The 18,547-nt window shown below is 44.2% G+C and carries 16 protein-coding genes; all 16 read left to right on the top strand.

What is annotated here, in order from left to right:
- Positions 1-4 precede the first annotated feature (4 nt).
- The 16 genes from DXN04_RS14875 (at position 5) to DXN04_RS14800 (ending at position 18,505) form a co-directional block, all read left to right on the top strand.
- Complete coding sequence (locus tag DXN04_RS14875; RefSeq protein WP_116854135.1) at positions 5-1,060, top strand: FecCD family ABC transporter permease; 1,056 nt, start codon at positions 5-7, stop codon at positions 1,058-1,060.
- Positions 1,061-1,181: 121 nt separating this feature from the next.
- Positions 1,182-2,030: an ATP-binding cassette domain-containing protein gene (locus DXN04_RS14870; protein WP_116854134.1), complete on the top strand. Its 849-nt coding sequence runs from the start codon at positions 1,182-1,184 to the stop codon at positions 2,028-2,030.
- 4 nt (positions 2,031-2,034) lie between these two features.
- Positions 2,035-3,069 carry a hemin-degrading factor gene (locus DXN04_RS14865; protein ID WP_116854332.1) on the top strand — a complete coding sequence of 345 codons (1,035 nt, stop codon included), beginning with the start codon at positions 2,035-2,037 and terminating at the stop codon, positions 3,067-3,069.
- 231 nt (positions 3,070-3,300) lie between these two features.
- On the top strand, positions 3,301-3,618 hold the full coding sequence (locus DXN04_RS14860; RefSeq protein ID WP_317128896.1) for a DUF6686 family protein: 318 nt from the start codon (positions 3,301-3,303) through the stop codon (positions 3,616-3,618).
- A gap of 315 nt (positions 3,619-3,933) precedes the next feature.
- A complete protein-coding gene (locus DXN04_RS14855) occupies positions 3,934-5,994 on the top strand; it encodes a TonB-dependent receptor plug domain-containing protein (protein ID WP_199415046.1) in 2,061 nt (686 codons plus the stop codon).
- A 221-nt stretch (positions 5,995-6,215) separates the two neighbouring features.
- The gene (locus tag DXN04_RS14850) at positions 6,216-7,235 is read left to right on the top strand and encodes an HmuY family protein (RefSeq protein WP_158569026.1); all 1,020 of its coding nucleotides are present in this window, start codon (positions 6,216-6,218) and stop codon (positions 7,233-7,235) included.
- A gap of 240 nt (positions 7,236-7,475) precedes the next feature.
- Entirely contained in the window at positions 7,476-9,737 is a 2,262-nt protein-coding gene (locus tag DXN04_RS14845) for a TonB-dependent receptor plug domain-containing protein (protein WP_116854131.1), read from the top strand.
- Positions 9,738-10,003: 266 nt separating this feature from the next.
- Positions 10,004-10,747, top strand: coding sequence for a hypothetical protein (locus tag DXN04_RS14840; RefSeq protein ID WP_199415045.1), 744 nt, complete (start codon positions 10,004-10,006; stop codon positions 10,745-10,747).
- A gap of 5 nt (positions 10,748-10,752) precedes the next feature.
- Positions 10,753-11,529, top strand: a complete 777-nt coding sequence (locus DXN04_RS14835; RefSeq protein WP_147319933.1) for an HmuY family protein — start codon at positions 10,753-10,755, stop codon at positions 11,527-11,529.
- Positions 11,504-12,238: an HmuY family protein gene (locus DXN04_RS14830; protein ID WP_116854129.1), complete on the top strand. Its 735-nt coding sequence runs from the start codon at positions 11,504-11,506 to the stop codon at positions 12,236-12,238. Before DXN04_RS14835 ends, DXN04_RS14830 begins: the two co-directional genes overlap by 26 nt.
- Before the next feature lie 213 nt (positions 12,239-12,451).
- Positions 12,452-13,183, top strand: a complete 732-nt coding sequence (locus tag DXN04_RS14825) for a hypothetical protein (protein WP_116854128.1) — start codon at positions 12,452-12,454, stop codon at positions 13,181-13,183.
- A gap of 57 nt (positions 13,184-13,240) precedes the next feature.
- Positions 13,241-13,942 carry an HmuY family protein gene (locus DXN04_RS14820; RefSeq protein ID WP_147319932.1) on the top strand — a complete coding sequence of 234 codons (702 nt, stop codon included), beginning with the start codon at positions 13,241-13,243 and terminating at the stop codon, positions 13,940-13,942.
- Positions 13,943-14,078: 136 nt separating this feature from the next.
- A complete protein-coding gene (locus tag DXN04_RS34785; protein ID WP_158569025.1) occupies positions 14,079-15,572 on the top strand; it encodes a S41 family peptidase in 1,494 nt (497 codons plus the stop codon).
- A gap of 296 nt (positions 15,573-15,868) precedes the next feature.
- Positions 15,869-16,318, top strand: a complete 450-nt coding sequence (locus tag DXN04_RS14810) for a response regulator (protein ID WP_083720184.1) — start codon at positions 15,869-15,871, stop codon at positions 16,316-16,318.
- Positions 16,319-16,384: 66 nt separating this feature from the next.
- On the top strand, positions 16,385-16,954 hold the full coding sequence (locus DXN04_RS14805) for a biliverdin-producing heme oxygenase (RefSeq protein WP_116854126.1): 570 nt from the start codon (positions 16,385-16,387) through the stop codon (positions 16,952-16,954).
- 39 nt (positions 16,955-16,993) lie between these two features.
- Complete coding sequence (locus tag DXN04_RS14800) at positions 16,994-18,505, top strand: GAF domain-containing protein (RefSeq protein WP_116854125.1); 1,512 nt, start codon at positions 16,994-16,996, stop codon at positions 18,503-18,505.
- Positions 18,506-18,547: the final 42 nt, after the last annotated feature.

The raw sequence follows: 18,547 nt of genomic DNA, 5'->3' as shown, positions 1-18,547 counted from the left end.
GCGAATGAATAAGCTTTTTAAGAAGATCAGTACCATCGGTGGCTTAACTATCCTGCTGGTGTTGGTCATTCTCATTGCTACAGGAACAGGTGCGATGCATATGTCGCCGCTGCAGGTACTGGCTATTTTGCTGCACAAGGCAGGTATAAATATTCCGGTGAGGTATGAAGCAAATATGGAAGGTGTGTTGTGGATGATCCGTTTGCCGCGGGTAATTTTAGGTGTGTTAATTGGTGCAGGATTAGGTGTGGCGGGGGCTTCATTGCAGGGGTTATTCCGCAATCCACTGGCTGATCCGGGTTTAATTGGAATCAGTTCCGGTGCATCGATGACGGCTGTGGTGATGATCATTATTCAGGGATCATTTCCGGTCTTTCAATCCATTCCTTTACTGAGTTTTTATTCACTCAATTTTGCGGCTTTTACAGGGGCGGTTATTACGACGCTCTTTATTTTCAGGGTAGCGCGTAGTGGCGGGCAGGCCGTGATTTCAACGATGTTGCTGGCGGGTATTGCGGTGAGGGCACTGTGTGAGTCAGTGACAGGATTGATGACCTATGTGGCGAATAATGAACAGTTGCGCAGTATTACGTTTTGGTCCCTGGGGAGTTTGGGAGGTGCGAGTTGGACCACGGTGATGGGCGTAATGCCTTTTATATTAGTACCGGTGATTTTATTGCCGCGGTTGGCACCTGCTATTAATTTGCTAGCCTTGGGTGAAAGGGAAGCGATGCATAGCGGTGTGAAAGTGTCACAGCTGAAAGTGCAATTGGTGATACTGGCTACGATGGCTGTGGCTGCGGGAGTGGCAGTGGCTGGTATTATTGGGTTTATTGGATTGATTGTGCCGCATATTGTGAGACAGTTTACCGGGCCGGATTATAGGATATTGATTCCGGGTGCTGCGTTGTCAGGGGCAGTGTTGCTGACGATTGCCGACTTGTTGTGCCGCACGATTATTGCTCCTGCAGAATTGCCGGTGGGGATTATTACGGCTGTGATCGGGGCTCCGTTTTTTATATGGTTAATTGTGAAGGAGAAGCGGGCGATTGTAATATAGATCAGCGTGCTGAATGCAGCAGGTGGCTTGGTTGGTGAATATGAAAAAAGATTATCCCCGCATGATAAACATCGCGCATTAAAGATATAGATAGACCAATTGTAATGAAGATTATACTCGCATGATGTTGCACATTAAAAATATATCGCTCACGCTTGGAAAAATGCCTGTGCTCAGAGACATCTCCTTTGAAGCTGCGGCAGGAGAACTATGTGTGATCATGGGTGCCAATGGTGCAGGAAAATCAAGCCTGCTCAATGTGATTGCAGGTGAATATCCTGCATACAAGGGAGTCGTGAGGATAGCAGGGAAAGACCTGCGTACGATGTCTGTCGCGCAACAGGCTACTACCAGGGCTGTGTTGTCACAGCAGGTAGTACTCAACCAGGCATTTTCTGTGCAGGAAGTTGCAGCTATGGGCAGGTATGTATATAACAGGCAGCTGGATACCCTGGATAAAGGAATTGTGCAATGTGCATTGCGGACAATGCAGGTATACGATCTGAAAGACAGACCTTATACCACTTTATCCGGCGGACAAAAGCAACGCGTGCAGATGGCGAGGGTATTAGCACAATTGCTGGAAGCGCCGGGATTGCAGGAACTGGATTATACCGGTAAGAAAATGTTGTTGCTGGATGAGCCGGTGACAGGTATGGATATTCTGCATGAACAGCTGTCTTTACAACTGGCTGCTACACTGGCTGCTGCCGGGGTATTGGTGGTAGCTGTGCTGCATGACTTTCAGCTGGCGGCAGCTTTTGCTCATCGCATTTTATTATTAAAAGAAGGCGCATTGTATACACAGGGTACTGTGGAGAAGATGTTGACTTCTGCTCATATCAAAAATAGTTTTGGGGTAGATGTAGATGTATTGTCGCATCCCCAATGTAATTATCCGCTGGTGGTGACTGCCGCTACTGCTGGTTTATTTCAATCACCTGCCGAGAAGGCATTAAATGTTTTTTAAAAAAATGAATGAAATTGTAACACCTACGCTGAGAGACCAATGGATCGCATTTAGAGCGCAAAATCCGAAAGTGAGGATTCGCGATGCGGCTAAACAATTGCAGGTAAGTGAAGGAGAAGTGGTGGCAGCCTGCACGGGTACGGCTGTACAACATCTGAAGCCGGAGTTCCAGGCCTTTATGGAGCGCATGCCGGAACTGGGGAAGGTGATGGTGCTGACGCGCAATGAACATTGTGTGATTGAAAGGAAAGGTTTGTTTGAGCAGGTAGATGCTGCTGGCAGGCATGTGGGCACTGTGTTAGGAAAAGATATTGACCTGCGTATGTTCTTTGGTCGCTGGAAATTTGGTTTTTCTGTGGAGGATGATGCGGCAACCGGGTTCAAGCGTTCTTTCCAGATCTTTGACGCGCAGGGACATGCGATTGTAAAAATTTACGCAATAGAACAGACAGATAGTGCGGCATGGGAAATATTGGCGGAGGAGTTTATGGCGGATGAACAGCCGTTGCGTATTACTGTGGCCCCTGCTCCCCCGGCGCTTGTGTATGCAAATGAGGAAGCGGATAAAGCGGCTTTCCTGGAAGGATGGGCAGGATTGCAGGATACGCATGATTTCTTCCCTTTGCTGATGAAGCATAAGGTGTCGAGAACGTATGCATTGGAGATTGCGGAAGGGAAATTTACGCGCAGGATTGGTAAGGAGAGTGTGAAGACGATCCTGGAAAGTGCTGCAGCAAGTGGATTGGAAATTATGGTGTTTGTGGGGAATCCCGGGAATATTGAGATTCATACGGGGAAGGTGGAAAAGATTGTAGAGATCCCGGGGTGGATTAATGTGATGGATCCTGATTTTAATTTGCATTTGAAAACGGATAGTATAGCGCAGAGCTGGGCGGTGGAGAAGCCGAGTGTAGATGGTGTGGTGACTTCTGTGGAGGTGTTTGATGATGCGGGAGAAATGATTGCGCAGTTTTTTGGGAAGAGGAAGCCGGGGAACCCTGAACTTGAAGGGTGGAGAGCATTGGTTGGGAAGTTATAAATGTAATGTATATAAGCAAGATGACAGTGCTTCTGCCTATGGCAGGAGCACTGTCATTTTTGGGAGGCTGGGCTTGCGGCCGGTTAAATATCAAATACGAAATGTATAATCATTCTTTTTCCCTTTTGGGTAAATCCTTTTCCCGAATCGATCCTTTGCCCTTCTTATTCCCGCTTACTTTTGCGACGTGTTAATATCCTAAGCTACCCTATTTTTTAAACAAGATATTATATGTGTGACATCAGGAATTTATGTATAAAGAATACGGCCCAAATTAGCCATTGTATGCATTGTCAGACTGTATTCATCTGGCATAATAATTTGTTACTCAATTTCTCCCCTCAGGATTTTCAGTTGTTCCGTGAAACGATGTACAGGCAGGATTTTGTTGATTGTTGTATGGTTTTTCCCGATGGGGAAGAACGGGTGATTATTCATGCTCCCTGTAAGGATATCAGCTTTACTTTTACAAGAGATGAGTTTAATGATCTGAGGGATGCAATCGATGAGGCGTTGCTGTTACAGCAGGTGTACGAGTTGATACGTTGATGTTTATTTATTGGATAAACGAGTTTGTTTTTAAAGTTGTATCACTGCGTAATTATGTTGGTAGGTTAAAGTTTCCTTATTGCGTAAATACTTTTCCTGATCAGATTATTTGAAGCAAAGATTGTTGATGATCTTTGCTTCACAATTTTACTCCGCCAGTGTTCTGTATTGTGTGACTGTTTTCTCCGCAACAGCTTACACGATATTTTATTGTTTTCCGGTATCATGGACTAATACCTATTGTCCCTTAAGCTGCCTGCGTTTGTGTCGTAGGCGGACAGGGGAAGGTGTGTCGATTGCAATCAAAAAATACTTATGAAGTTTAGGGTAATTCTATTAGCCTTGCTATTCGCATGTTCATACGAAAGCAGGGCGCAGATTAAAGAAGGGATGGATTCGGTGCAGTTAAATGATGTGGTGGTGACAGGACAGTACGCCCCACAATCATTAAAGCATTCCGTATACCAGGTGAGAACGATTACTGCTGATTATATTAAGATGCGGGGCGCTACCAATATTTTGGGCGTGCTGGATAATCAGCTGGGCATTCGTTTTTCCAATGATAATACCCTGGGTGAAACTGACGTGGAACTCATGGGGATGTCTGGTGCTGAAGTAAAGATCCTCCTGGATGGGGTGCCACTGGTAGATCGTGGAAGTACCCGCCAAAGTCTTGCGCAGATAGATGTTCACAGTATTGAACGGATTGAGATTGTAGAAGGACCTATGTCTGTGGTCTATGGTACGGATGCGCTTGCAGGTGTGATTAATATTATTACTAAAAAATATAATGGGGATAAGCAGTTGTCCGTCAATGCGAGTGTACAGGAAGAAACGGTAGGCAATGAATACGCTGCATTTGATGGTAAGGGGCAGCACAATGCGTCTCTGGGATTACGCTGGAGTGGTCATGGGTATTTTGGCAGTGGGGGTATTACCCGTAATAATTTTGGAGGATGGAGTGATACCCTGACTGGCAGAGCCAAGGCATGGCATCCGAAGGACCAGTTGATGACATATGGAACTGTGGGAATTGACAGGAAAAATATTAAGGCATGGTATCGTCTTGATTATCTCGATGAAGATCTGGCTGCTAAAGGTGATATTAATTATGATAATGGGAAAGCGACGGATGCACATTATCTGACTAAAAGATATACACATCAGGCACAGGCTATGTGGCAGGTGAATGATGACCTGAGTGTGAATGGTGCCTTGTCTTACCAGGATTATAACAGGCAAACACGTACTACTATTAAGGACTTTACGAACGGAACCGAGACATTATCGAATGCTGAGGGTGCACAGGATGTGACAAAATATAATGCGGTGTTTTTCAGGGGTACTGCGCAGTATACGGTGAATGCTCATTTGTCTTTCCAGCCGGGTGTTGAATATAGTCGTGATGCTTCATCCGGGCAGCGTATAGAGGGTACTCCCAATATTTCTAACTATTCCATTTTTGCATCTGCAGAATTAAAACCGGCTAAGGGCATTAATATTCGTCCGGGTGTCCGCTTTAGTAAGAACTCTATTTATGATGCGCCACCGGTAATTCCTTCTTTGAATGTAAAGTTTGCATTGTCTAAAACATTGGACCTGCGTCTCTCTTATGCGCGTGGTTTTAGGGCACCGGCTTTGCGTGAGTTGTATTTCAACTTCTTTGATGCGAGTCATAGTATTAAGGGGAATACTAACCTGAAGGCGGAATACTCTAATAGTTTTACGGGTTCACTGAGCTGGCAGGCGATTCAATCTGGACCTGTGCTGGTGAATGTAACGGCAACTGGTTTCTATAATGACTTTGATAATATGATTGACTATGCGTATGTGGCGAATAGTGATACAATGACCTATGTCAATATCAGTAAGTTTAAAACGACGGGTGGCACACTGATGGGTAAGCTGAGCTGGAAGAACCTGGAGGTGGGAGTGGGTATGTCTTATATAGGCAGGTATAATAAGTTTTCTGATGATGATACTTATAAGGCGGCAGATCCTACGCCGACTTTTGTGTGGACACCGGAAGTGAATGGGAATATTACTTATAGTCTGAGGAGGATTGGGACTACACTGAATCTCTCTTATAAATATAATGGTGTGAGACCGACTTATGAGGCGGCGACTGCTGCAGGTGGGACTACTTATTTACACCAGGTGAAGTCGGGGGCTTATAACATGGCGGATTTTACGGTGATGAAGCGGGTGAATAAATTGGTGAATGTAAATGGGGGTGTGAGGAATCTGTTCAATGTGACGAATATTAATAATAGTACGCTGAATAGTGGGGTGGCACATAGTGCGGGAACGCAGTTGCCTATGTGGTATGGGAGGAGTTATTTCCTGGGGGTGAATTTTACATGGAGTAGGAAGTAGGGTAGGAATCAAAGATATGATTCGTTTTTGATATCTCGTTGGAACAGGGAAATACAGGGGAATACCAGGGAAACGGGAAATACCAGGGAAACGAGAAATACCAGGGAAATGGAGAATACAGGGAAACGGGTACTGTAGGGAATACAGGAATACAGGTAAAACTAATAATACAGCCAATAATTTAAATGCTCATAAAATACAATTCAAAAATCAAAAACTCTATGAAATTAAGCAGACTTTTACTCGTGCTCGGCCTTGCTACTACTGGATTATTTAGCGCATGTAGTAAAGATGATGATGCCACTGTGGTGATTGCTCCTTCGGATGGTTCCGAATTAACTTTAGATGGTGGCGGTGGTACCGGTTCTCCTAAAACAGTATATGTAGATATGAGTACTGATTCTGCTACTGCTGTGAGCCGTACCAGCTGGTCACTGGGCTTTTATAGTGGAAATGATTACAGGGTGATTCTGAACGGCTTTACTTCTATGAGTGCGGTAGCAACCGCCAAGACTGATATCACTGCTGTAAATACTGATGATGCTGCTGGTGTGAGTCTTGCAATTGGTCAGGGTCAGGGTACACTGAGCATGATTGATAATGTATATGGTGAACTGAGTGGTACCGTGATTGCTGAAGTATCAGCCACTGATGCTACGAACTATGTATACCTGGTTAAACCGGAAACTGCAAGTGCGTCTGATCCTGCTACCTGGTATAAAGTGAAGATTACGCGTAGCGGTACTACAGGGTATACTTTGCAATATGCTTTGCTGGGTGCGACGACTGTGAAAACGGTAACGATTACTAAGAACAGCAGCTACAATTTTGTGTTCTTCTCTTTTGACAGCGGGGCTACTGTGAATGTGGAACCTAAAAAGGCGGAGTGGGATTTTGCCTGGTCTTATGCGGCTTATTATACTGCCACTATTCCTTATTTCTTCTCTGATTTTGTGGTGATCAACCAGCAGGGTGGTGTTGCTGCTGCTAAGGTAGATTCTACTACTGTAGGGTATGCAAACTTTAAGAAGGCGGATACGGCTTCATTGACATTCTCTTCTAAGAGAGATGCGATTGGCAGCAGCTGGAGATCTACCGGTACCGGGATTTATAAACAGTATTATTATGTGGTGAGGGATCCGGTTGGTAACTATTATAAGCTGAAGTTTGTGAGTATGGGTATTAATGATGGTGGTGAGAGAGGGTATCCGGTAGTAGAGTATGCGTTGATTAAAGAATAGGCGATATTTTAAAAAGAATAGGCGATATTTTGGAGATGGGTGTTAATGATTTTGCGGAAGCAATAATCATTAACACCCATTTTTTTAGTGAGCAGTCCTACTTTTCCTGATTGCGTAAATTGTTTTCCCGTTTCGTCACTTTCCTGTCATATTCACTTCCTAATTTTACACTACTCCGCCCCGAACCAAAATATATTATTGTACCCGATATGCTGTAGATAGCACTATCCTTCAATTTTCATGCGTACCAGCAAAGATTTATACACGGTCATCATATTGTGTTGTAGTAGTTTGTGTGCCTTCGGTCAGTCCGATAGCTCCCATACCTCTCATACCTTAAAGGGTGTGGAAGTCAAGGCCGTGCACCTGGAAACTCTTAGTAGCCGGGCAGCAATGCCTGTGACAGTCATTAATCGGAAGACTTTAGAGATGATGGGGAGTAGAAGGTTGGATGAAGTGATGCGTGAACAGACAGGGATTGCGATTGTCAATGATGTATCTGCAGGGTCCAGGGCGATTGGGATGCAGTTGCAGGGGTTTAGCGCTGATTATATTTTGATTTTGATTGATGGCCAACCTATGATAGGTAGAAATGCAGGGAATTTCGACTTGTCGAGGATAACTGTTGCTGATATTGAAAGGATTGAGATTGTGAAGGGAGCGAGTTCGAGTTTGTTTGGGAGTGAGGCGTTGGGAGGTGTGGTGAATATTATTACCAGGCAAGGGATTGATGCTGCACAGGGGCAGGTGATTGTGAGGTATGGATCGCAGCATACGCAGGATGTGACGGTGGAAGGGGAGATGCCTTTTGGAGGAGGAATTGGGAAAGGAGGGAGAACAGATTATGGGAGGAAAACAGATCATGCAGGAGAAAGGGATCATGGAAGGAAAACAGATTATGGAGGAGAAACGAATTATGGAAGGAAAACAGATCATCCAGGGAATTCCGATTATTCCAATTATAAAGAAAATAGAGGAGCCTTCAACCTATCAGGCAATTTTTATCATACCGATGGCTACAACGTAAATTCCTTTTTAAGCAAGGGCAGTACCGCGCCACCTTATGATAGTTATAGTCTGCAAGGCCGGCTGCGTTATAAACTGAATGCTAAAAACGCATTGCACATTGCTGGTCGCTGGGCGCTCCGCAATTCAATCAATGAATCGGTGTATAGCAGTAGTCAGGTGACGAACAGCACCAGAGATGTACTGCATGAAAGCGATGTGAATTCAGCGATTGTATGGCAGTCTACCCTGAACAAGGGCTGGCAGCTAAAAACACAATACTACTTAACAAGATATAGTACTACACAGGATGTAAGTACAGGCAAGTCTACCCAGCTGACTTCAAATGATTTTACGCAATACTATCATCGCTTCGAAGAACAGGTACAGTATGTGGCATCGAATCAGTTATCGTTTGTAGGTGGTGCAGGCGGTAATCTTGAGGTGATGGATGGGAATGATTTAAGAAGTGAATATGCCTATCTGCAGGGCGACTGGAAAGTGAATCCTCGATTCAGTTCCCGCTTAGGGTTTCGCTATGACCATTCTGATTTTTATGGTGGCAGGCTCAATCCCAGCGCAGGATTGAAGTATCGTCTATCGGAGAAAATATTCCTGACTGCTGCTTTTGGAACGGGTTATAAGACACCTGATTTCCAAAAACGATACCAGGTGTTTACTAATCCGCAGGCAGGTTATACTGTGCTTGGTGTAGAAGAAGTGGCTACTCAGATTGCATCTATGCAGGCAGCAGGTTTGATTAGTGAGGTAAGACCTGTAGCTAAAGATATCAGTACTGCGCTAAAACCGGAGATGGCTGTTTCATATAATGTAGGCGTGAGTTACACACCTTTACAAAATATCCGGATTGATGTAAATGGTTTTTACAACCAGCTGCACAATTTTATTAATACGGTGCAGATTGCTACCCGAACAAATTTTCAACCTGTTTATTCCTATATCAATCTTGACAGGTCATTTACCGGCGGTATAGAAACCGGCATCAGTACACATATCATGAAAGGACTGGATGTATCTGTCGGCTACCAGTTGTTGTATGCGAAGGATAGAGGTATTATGGATTCCATCAGGATGGGTGCTTATCCATACAATAAGATCAGAAATAATAATACTGGTGAGACGAGGGCATCGAAAGTGAGTGACTATATCGGTCTTGAGAACCGGTCCCGTCATATGCTGAACCTGCGTGTGTTTTATGAGTATGTGCCCTGGGGTGTTAGTGCTACTATTCGAGCTAATTATAAGAGCAGGTCAGGTTATGATGATGCCAACAATAACAGGTTCCTGGACACTTACGATACGTTTATAGATGCTTATTGTCTGGTATATGCTTCTGTCGAAAAGAAGTTTTGCAAGGGGCATCTGGCTGTTCAATTTACGGCAGACAATCTTATGAATTATACGGATATGTTGATGCCAGGACAAGCTGGTCGTATCCTGATGGCTGGATTGAAGTGGCGACTGTTTAAACAATAGCGAATATGTACAAGCGAGGGAGAAAATAAGTACATGGGAGCGAAAGGCAATATGTACAAGCGATCGCAAACCAATATGTACAAGTGAGCGAAAAGAAATATGTACAAGCGAGTGGAAAGAAATAGGTACAAGCGAGCGAAAGGCAATATGTACAAGCGAGGGAAAAAAATAAGTACAAACGATCGAAAGGCAATATGTACAAGTGATCGAAAAGCAATATGTACAAACGAGCCTAACCCAATATGTATAAGTGAACTAAAACCGATATGGACAAACTAACCAAAGCCAATATGTACGAACGAGCCAAAACCAATATGTACAAGCGAGCCCAATGGTCATGGTTAGCAGCCATCCTACTGCTGACTGTAGCCTGTAAGAAAGACAACAACAACGTCGATAAGCTAAATTATGAAGATGGTGTAAGCACCGTTATCTATGACCTGGCTGGTGATACAGAAGCCTCTGTGGCTGATGGCGTGGAAGGAAAAGAAAAACGCCCGTTTAAGAGTTTTTATTTCAAGCTATCTACGAAACTACAATCCTGGGATAGCAGCAATACTTTTAAGCAGAGTAACAACTGGGACCTGGCATTTACTGATATCTATAATGCACTTGTGTATGTAAATAATGGTAGCGGGGCAGGGCCAGGGAAAGGCGGTGCAGGAAAAGGAATGATCATCGCTGTGGATTCTGCCTACAGCAAGGTGACCACTGCGCCTGATGATGCAGCATTCGAAACTGCAAACCTGAATTTTGCAGGATGGGATGGTTATCCACAACCTTATAACACGGGTTGGTATTTCTATTCACTGAATACACACCTGGCAGTGCCCATTAAGAACCGCACATTTATCATCCGTACTGCAGAGGGATTATATGGTAAACTGGAACTGATCAATGTATACCAGGGGAACCCACCTGCTGTAACGGATCTTTTCTGGCCGGCACCTTATTTCACTTTCCGCTATTTTGTTCAGCAGGATGGTAGTCATAACCTGAAAACACCTTAATGCTAATGCGTATATCTTTTCTTTTGTTGACCGTTTTTTTATTCGCATCCTGTTCGGATAAGGATAAAGAAGATGATCCTTCTTTGCCTGATCTGCCTGCGATAACCGTGACTGCCAGCGGTACTTATACTGTAAATAATCTACTGGGTGATACTGTTGCCAGGGCTGGTGGCAGTGCATCGTTCAAGACAGTTTACTATAGCTTGGAAGATGGTCGGGTGATTCCAGAAGCTTATGCTGCTACAGACAAATGGGACATTGCATTTGCCAGTATTTACAACAGCAGTATATGGGCCAATAATGGCACTGCTAATTATAATCCTGGTAAGGGTGGGCCTGGGAAAGGAGGGATTTACCTGGTAGTAGACAGTGCGGTGGATAAACAATATTTCGATTATGAAAACCAGCGCCCTGTCGCAGTACCTATTGCACAAAGCCTGATGGAAGAGGCGTTTGATAAGGTGACGGCAGTACCTGTTGCGGATGATCAGCTGTTGATAAACGGCTACCTGACTTTAGATCATTTCAATGGCAGTACGAATGGTTATGCCTTCTATGACTTCTATGGGCAATTGTATCCTGGCGATAGTGAGAAGGCTCATGTGGTTTACAATCTGCCGCGCACGATTATAGTCAAAACTGCCAGGGGTAATTATGCGAAACTGGTCATTTACAGTTTTTATAAAGACAGGCCGGCTAAGCCGGACATTCATACTGCTGCACCTTATATCACTTTTAAATACACGATTAACAAAGATGGCAATAAGACGTTTAACCAATAGTTTGCTGGCACTGACCCTCCTGTTTTTCTGCGCATGTGGAAAAGATGATGATACGGTTCCAACAGCTGAGACTTACCTGGAAGGTACTAACTGGGTACCCGGCCGTGTAAAAAAATTGGAGGAACATATATACCTGGATGAGACATACCATGTAGTCTATGTAGTAAACTATCCTGCACCGGATGTAGGGCATTCTGCATCGGAAGGACATCGTGCATGGTATTTCAATTTTGATACGCATAAGGTTGTGGATAGTGCAGCAGCTGTGGATGGCTTAGCGACCTGGCATATTATGTTCAACAGCATTTATAATTCGCAGATCAATGCGGATGCTGCTACTGCAGAAGGTAAGAATGGGGTTGGGAAGATCAGGGTGATTAGAACTGCATTTGATGAGCTGAGTGCTGCACCTGCTGATTCTATGATCAGGAATAGTGTGCCGATTTCATTTGATATGAATGATATAATTGATAGCTGGGGGTATTACCAGTTCAGTAATCATTCATTGGTGCCTTATAAGGATAGGTCTTTAATTTTTTTGCTGAAGGATAGGCGGTATGTGAAGGTGGAGCTGGTGAATCTGTATAAGGATAACCCGGCTACGGCACCTGATTACCAGGATCCGAATACGAAGAATTTGGCACCTTATTTCAATTTCAGGTATTATGTGCAGGGGACAGCGGGGAGTTTGGACTTGAAGACGAAGTAGGGTAGAGCTTAGAGTGGGAAGATAACCTAAACACAAAAATATTACAGGAAACGGCCGGTGACCGGGAATAACCACTAATTGGAAAAAAGAAGTATGGCCTTATGCAGGCTGCGTTAACCACAGACGCTGGATGTGACGGTCCGAATAGCGCCTGGGAAAATGCTGTCCTACACAAGAAGCCATACTATTGAGAATTCTTAAACTACAAATCTAATGAAAACACTTCGTTTTAGCGCTGCCCTGCTGGTAGCGGGAACTATTGCTTTATTTTCTTCCTGCCAAAAAGATGACGTAACTGCGCCTAACAGCGGCCTCACCGTGGGTGGTGGTCTGGCTGTAGTGGTACCGGATGGTGGTTCCATTAACCTGTCTGTAGCTGGTCCATATGCCAGCAAAACTAAAGGTACTGTTTCCAGATCCGGATCAGTATATACTGTAAGCAACTTTGCCCAGGGTACTGTGACTGCACCGGCAGACAGTACACAGTGGTCAACTGTCGCGAGCACTTATTATTTCAACCTGTCTACCAACGTAGGTGGTGACTCTGTAAATGCTACTACCGTGAGCTATGACCTGCGTTTCACCGGTAGTGCAAATGGTGATATCTATGCCTATTCCGGTGCATATACCCTGAATTACCAGGATTCAGCTTTTGCTACTGCTAAAGGGGTAACCACGCTGGCAGCTCCGGGTGGCAAACTGGGTACTAACAGAATTTACATGGGTACTGTACTTATCAGCTCTTCTATTGGCTGGTATGATTATAACATTACCTCTCATATCGTAACCGCCTATCAGCCACGTACGCTGATCCTGAAAGATCGTATTACCGGTAAGCCTGTCTGGAAAGTAAGCATTACCAGCATCTATTCCAACAGCACACCTAATGCAGGTAGCTCAGCTACTAACTATCCGTATTATAACTTCCAGTACCAGGCACTGTAAGGTGTAATGTACCGCCGGAAGGCCGTTTTCCTGTATTTTTTTAAAACCAATAATGAAATGAAACTGCAATTTAAGTATGCCTTTTTAACATTGTGCCTGTCGGGTGCTATGTTTGCCTGTAAAGATGATAAGGATACAGCTGTCAAACCTGTGGATGAAAAAAAGGATTCGATTGTGAATGAAAATGTAACTATCAAAGCGAATGGCGTAGTGGAGATCAATAGTTTGCCTGTTCCAACAACGTCTACGCTGAATTATAATCTTTTTAGTTTTACGAAAATGGGATTGGTAGGTGTAGGAGAGGATAGTATCAATACTGCAGCGTGGGACCTGGCTTTTAGAGGATCCGGATTGATCATGGCACCTAATTGGGGAGGCACTGCACCAGACTACTGGGATGGAGTGGATAAGTTTGCAATGAATCCTTCGGATGTAATGGTGGCAGGGTATGAGGATACTACCTTTGATGCCATTACAACCGCACCTGCTGCCAGTGCATTTATTCATACAGTGGGTATGGATGTATCGCAGCCTGTGTACAATACTGAAACAGGGGAATTGGCTTATTTTAATTTTCCAAAGACCACGGTGTTTGTATTTAAATTAAATGACGGCAGGTATGTGAAGTTCCAGTATATAAGTATTTATAAAGGGGCTCCTGAAAAGCCGACAGCTGAGATCTATCAAAAGGACTTTGGGTATTGGACGTTTAAATACTTTATTTCCGCTAAGGGAAGTACGGATTTAACAACGAAATAATGATGCTTTATATAGCTACAGAGGAAAGCTTCTGCCATAGGTGGAAGCTTTCCTGTTTTCCGGGCCGCCTGCTGCAGGCAGGCAAAAAGATCAAAACTGTTTTATTTTTTGTAAATTCCCTTTAAAATCCACCCTGGTGAAACAGACCATTCTTATTGCACTCCTATCCTGTGCCACTGTTTTCGTTTCCTGCCGCAAGGACCACGATACTGATACTGAAGCACCTGTATCGCCAACAGATGGCACCCGTGAGCAATTAACACTTGACTCCATCTACCTCTATGCAAAGCAGATTTACCTGTGGTACGATGCCTTGCCGGATTACAACACTTTTAACCCGCGTCAGTATGCTACCGGTAGCAGTGTATTGACTAATTATGAAAAGGAGCTGTATGTCATTACCCAACTAAAAACCAATCCCAGTACAGGTTACTCATATGAGTATTCTGGCTATGCCGGTACTCCCAAATATTCTTTTATTGACAATGGTGCCCTGACCGGGGGCCGCCTTGGTACCGTATCACTTACTGACAAGGGGGATGATTTTGGACTGAGCATCAGTATTGGTGCTGATGTGCGCATCCGGTATGTGAATCCGAACTCTTCAGCGGCACAGGCCGGGTTGGCGAGAGGCTTCCGGGTTACGCAGATCAATGGTACGACTGTCACCACTTCCAGTAGTTCTTTTATCCAATCTGCATTGAATGGCAGTAAAATGTCTATGACTATTGTGGACAACAATGGTACTACGGGTACTGTGAATCTTAGCAAAACTAACTATACAACGAATCCTGTCCTGAAGACAAGCATTCTGAGCGCCGGGTCTCAAAAGGTAGGTTACCTGGCATATAGCCGTTTCTCTGTATTGTCTAGTTCGCAGGCACCGCTGGAATCGGCTTTCAGCACATTTGCTACAGCGGGTGTTACCGCACTCATCATTGATTTACGCTATAATGGTGGTGGTTACACGCAGACTGCTGAAGAGTTGATTAACCTGATAGCACCGTCTACGCTGAATGATAAAACGATGTATACGGAATACTTCAATGATCTGCTGCAAAACGGCAAGGCCACTATTTTAAAACAGCAGCTCTACCTGGATGCTAATGGAAATACGGTAGACTACAATGGTCATAAAGCGACCTATGCAGATCTTGATTATTCTATCAGTGGCAATACCTATTCTTTCAGGAAGGTAGGGAGTTTGAATACCGTAAAGCAGGTGATTTTCATTGTTAGTGGCAATACTGCTTCTGCCAGTGAACTGGTAATTAATAGCCTGAAGCCCTACCTGCCGGTGAAGCTGGTCGGTAGTCAGACCTACGGAAAACCTGTAGGTTTCTTCGGTGTTAAAATTGACACCTATACGGTCTATATGTCTAATTTCTATATGCAGAATGCGAATGGCGATGGTGATTACTTCCAGGGGATGGCACCGGATATTGCTGCCAGTGATGATGTGACGCATGATTTTGGAGATGTGAATGAGCATTGTATTGCTGCGGCATTGAATTATATCTCTGGTAATCCATCCGGCAGGATTGGTGTTGCAACAGCAGAGACCCCTTTGATTCACATGGGGCCGTCGTCTTTCTCCGGTATGATTGAGGACAGATTGCACATGAAGTAGTTAGGAATGCCTGCTCAATTTTTCCCGATCGCGTATTTACTTTTCCCGATCCGATCAGCCTACAATTGAGATCAGGCGTACATTTGTGAAGCTTCCTTATCAAATTGCTGTTTGTTAATCCCAAGAAAAACTACACAAGCATAGATCTCTTTAAAAAGTACCAAGTCCTACCATCCTGTTACACGGGGTGGTAGGCACTATTTTGAGAATTTTGTCAATAAAAGGCCTTATTCTGTCCATTCTTGGTTAATATGCAACAATATTTAAGTAATTTTATCCGTCAAATTTAAATCTGGATGATCAAGAAGGCGCAACGTACCAGAAAATGTATACTGGTTGCTGATGATGACGCAGACGATCGGGAGCTGATAAAAGTGGCTTTTGAAGAGAGTGGGACTGAAACTGAATTGCGTTTTGTTGAAAATGGAGAAGAGTTAATGTATTACCTGAACAGGCAGGGAAAATATGCGGACGAAGAAAAATACCCCTTCCCCAGTATTATTTTACTTGATCTGAACATGCCTCGTAAAGATGGCAGGGAAGCATTACGCGAAATTAAAGAACATGCAAATCTGAAGTGGCTACCCATTATTATCCTGACTACTTCTACTGAAGCAAAGGATATTTCTAAATGTTATGAATTGGGGGTGAATAGTTATACCATCAAGCCTTCCAATTTCTCAGACCTGGTCTCGTTTACCCGCATGCTGCATACCTACTGGTTTACAGTAGTGCAACTGCCGTAGAATTAATTCCACACGCGGTACACGATTATTCATAGTACTTTTAATCATTATCACATACATTAGATAATGATTGAACAGTTAAGAGAAAGTACAGCAGAACTACATCAGGACCTGGAAAGGACCCTGATCCCGGTGATTAAGCAAGCGAATTCTCCGGAAGCATATATCAGGCTCCTGCAATTGTTTTACGGATACTATTACCCGCTTGAACAATACATTGCGGCCCATATTGATACATCCTTTCCCGGTGGATTTGAGGGTCGCCGCAAGGCTACCCAGTTATTGCAGGACATCAACGTGATCAATGGTTCACCACTGGATCCTCCGGTTACCTGTACGAATATCCCGGAAATAAACGATAACGCACAAGCGCTGGGTGCTATGTATGTGTTGGAAGGTTCAACCCTTGGAGGACAAGTCATCTGTCAGATTATACAACGAAATCTCCCTGTGCCTGAAATTTCGCAGGCTTTATCTTTTTTTAACGGTTATGGTGAGGAAACCCGTGCTAAGTGGGACAGTTTTGTACACTACCTGGAAGGATTTCATGGTACTGAAGAACAGAAAAAACGCTTAGTGGAAGCAGCCGCCGACACTTTCAGGCAATTTAAAGTGTGGGCGCAAGCCAATGCCTGATCCATTTCAATTTTATAAATACTGGAATAACCTGTCTTTATGCAAAAAAAGAACTATGACTCCACCTTTTGTGGCAGTGTTCCTTTACACCAGATCAATCTGATACAACCTTATGGAATATTGATGGTACTGCAAAGGAGCGATTACAGGATCGTGCAGGTGAGTGAAAACATAGGTGAAGCACTGGATCTGCCACCTACGGAGGTCGTGAATTCACCACTGTCCAGGTTTATACCGGATACTCAACTGGAACAATTGCAAAAGCGAGTCAATGAAGGTATCGTTGAAACGGTACCGTTTACCTTGTCTTTCGCATCGAAAGACTACCTGGTACTTATGCAGATCAATGGTGAATCTGTGATTCTTGAAATGGAGGCGCAAAGCTCGCCTACTGCCCAAAACTCTTTTATTACTATTTACCAGCAGCTCAAATATGCTATGGCAGCTATCAACGCAGCATCCTCTATTGCGGAGGCCTGCCAGGTAGCGGCTTCGCAGTTAAAGGAGTTGTCAGGTTATGATAAAGTGATGGTGTACCAGTTTGATAAAGACTGGAATGGAACAGTGATAGCAGAGGATTCTGTACCGGAAATGGAGAAGTACCTGGGGCTGACTTTCCCTGCTTCCGATATTCCCAGGCAGGCAAGGGCCATGTACCTCAAGAACCCATATCGCCTGATTCCCAACAGGGATTATGTGCCGGTAAGCCTTTACCCGGTCATCAACCCTATCACCAATGCATTTACAGATCTGTCTGGTTGTAACCTCAGGTCTGTTCCCGCTGTACACCTGGAATATATGAAGAACATGGAAATCATGACTTCCATGTCTTGTCGTATATTAAAGGATGGGCAGTTGTGGGGACTGTTTTCCTGTCATCACCGCACCCCTTTCTACCTGCCATATGAAGGCAGAGCACTTTTCGAACTGCTCTCCGGCATCATTGCAGCGAGGGTGATATCCCTTCAGTATAAGGAGGAAAGCGATGAATATGCCGATCTGCATGACATTCATGCCAAACTGGTAGAGCAGGTGTATACCACCAATGATCTGCCACATGGCCTGCTGGGGCATGAGACCAATGTACTCCAGCTCTTTAATGCCAGCGGTGCCGCCATGGTATTCAATAAGAGAATGGAATGTGTGGGCAATGTACCTGACAAGAATGCGCTGAAAGACCTGCTGCTCTGGATTCAGAGTACTGCCGAAAAGGGGGTATACCAGGAGTTAAGTCTGCCGGCAGTATATGAACCCGGTATAAATTATGCTAAAAATGCTAGTGGACTACTGGTTATCAGCATTCAACCACAGAAAGGGGACTTTTTGGTATTGTTCCGCCCGGAAGTAATCCAGGAGGTAAAATGGGGAGGGAACCCGGATGAAGCGATCCGTTTTGAGAAAGATAATATACAATACCATCCCAGAAACTCGTTTAGTATCTGGCAGCAACAGGTACGAAACACTGCTCTCCCATGGCGTGAGACGGAACTGACAATGGCGGAACACCTGCGCAATTTTACATTGGAATATATTGTGAAGGCAATGAATTGAGGCTTTAGGGAGCCATGATTTATAAAAGTGAAAACAAGAGAT

It is taken from the genome of Chitinophaga silvisoli, from assembly GCF_003412465.1.
In the GTDB taxonomy this organism is placed as follows: Bacteria; Bacteroidota; Bacteroidia; order Chitinophagales; family Chitinophagaceae; genus Chitinophaga; species Chitinophaga silvisoli.
The sequence above is the reverse complement of the archived record's forward strand: the minus strand, read 5'-3'. Positions and strand labels throughout refer to the sequence as shown.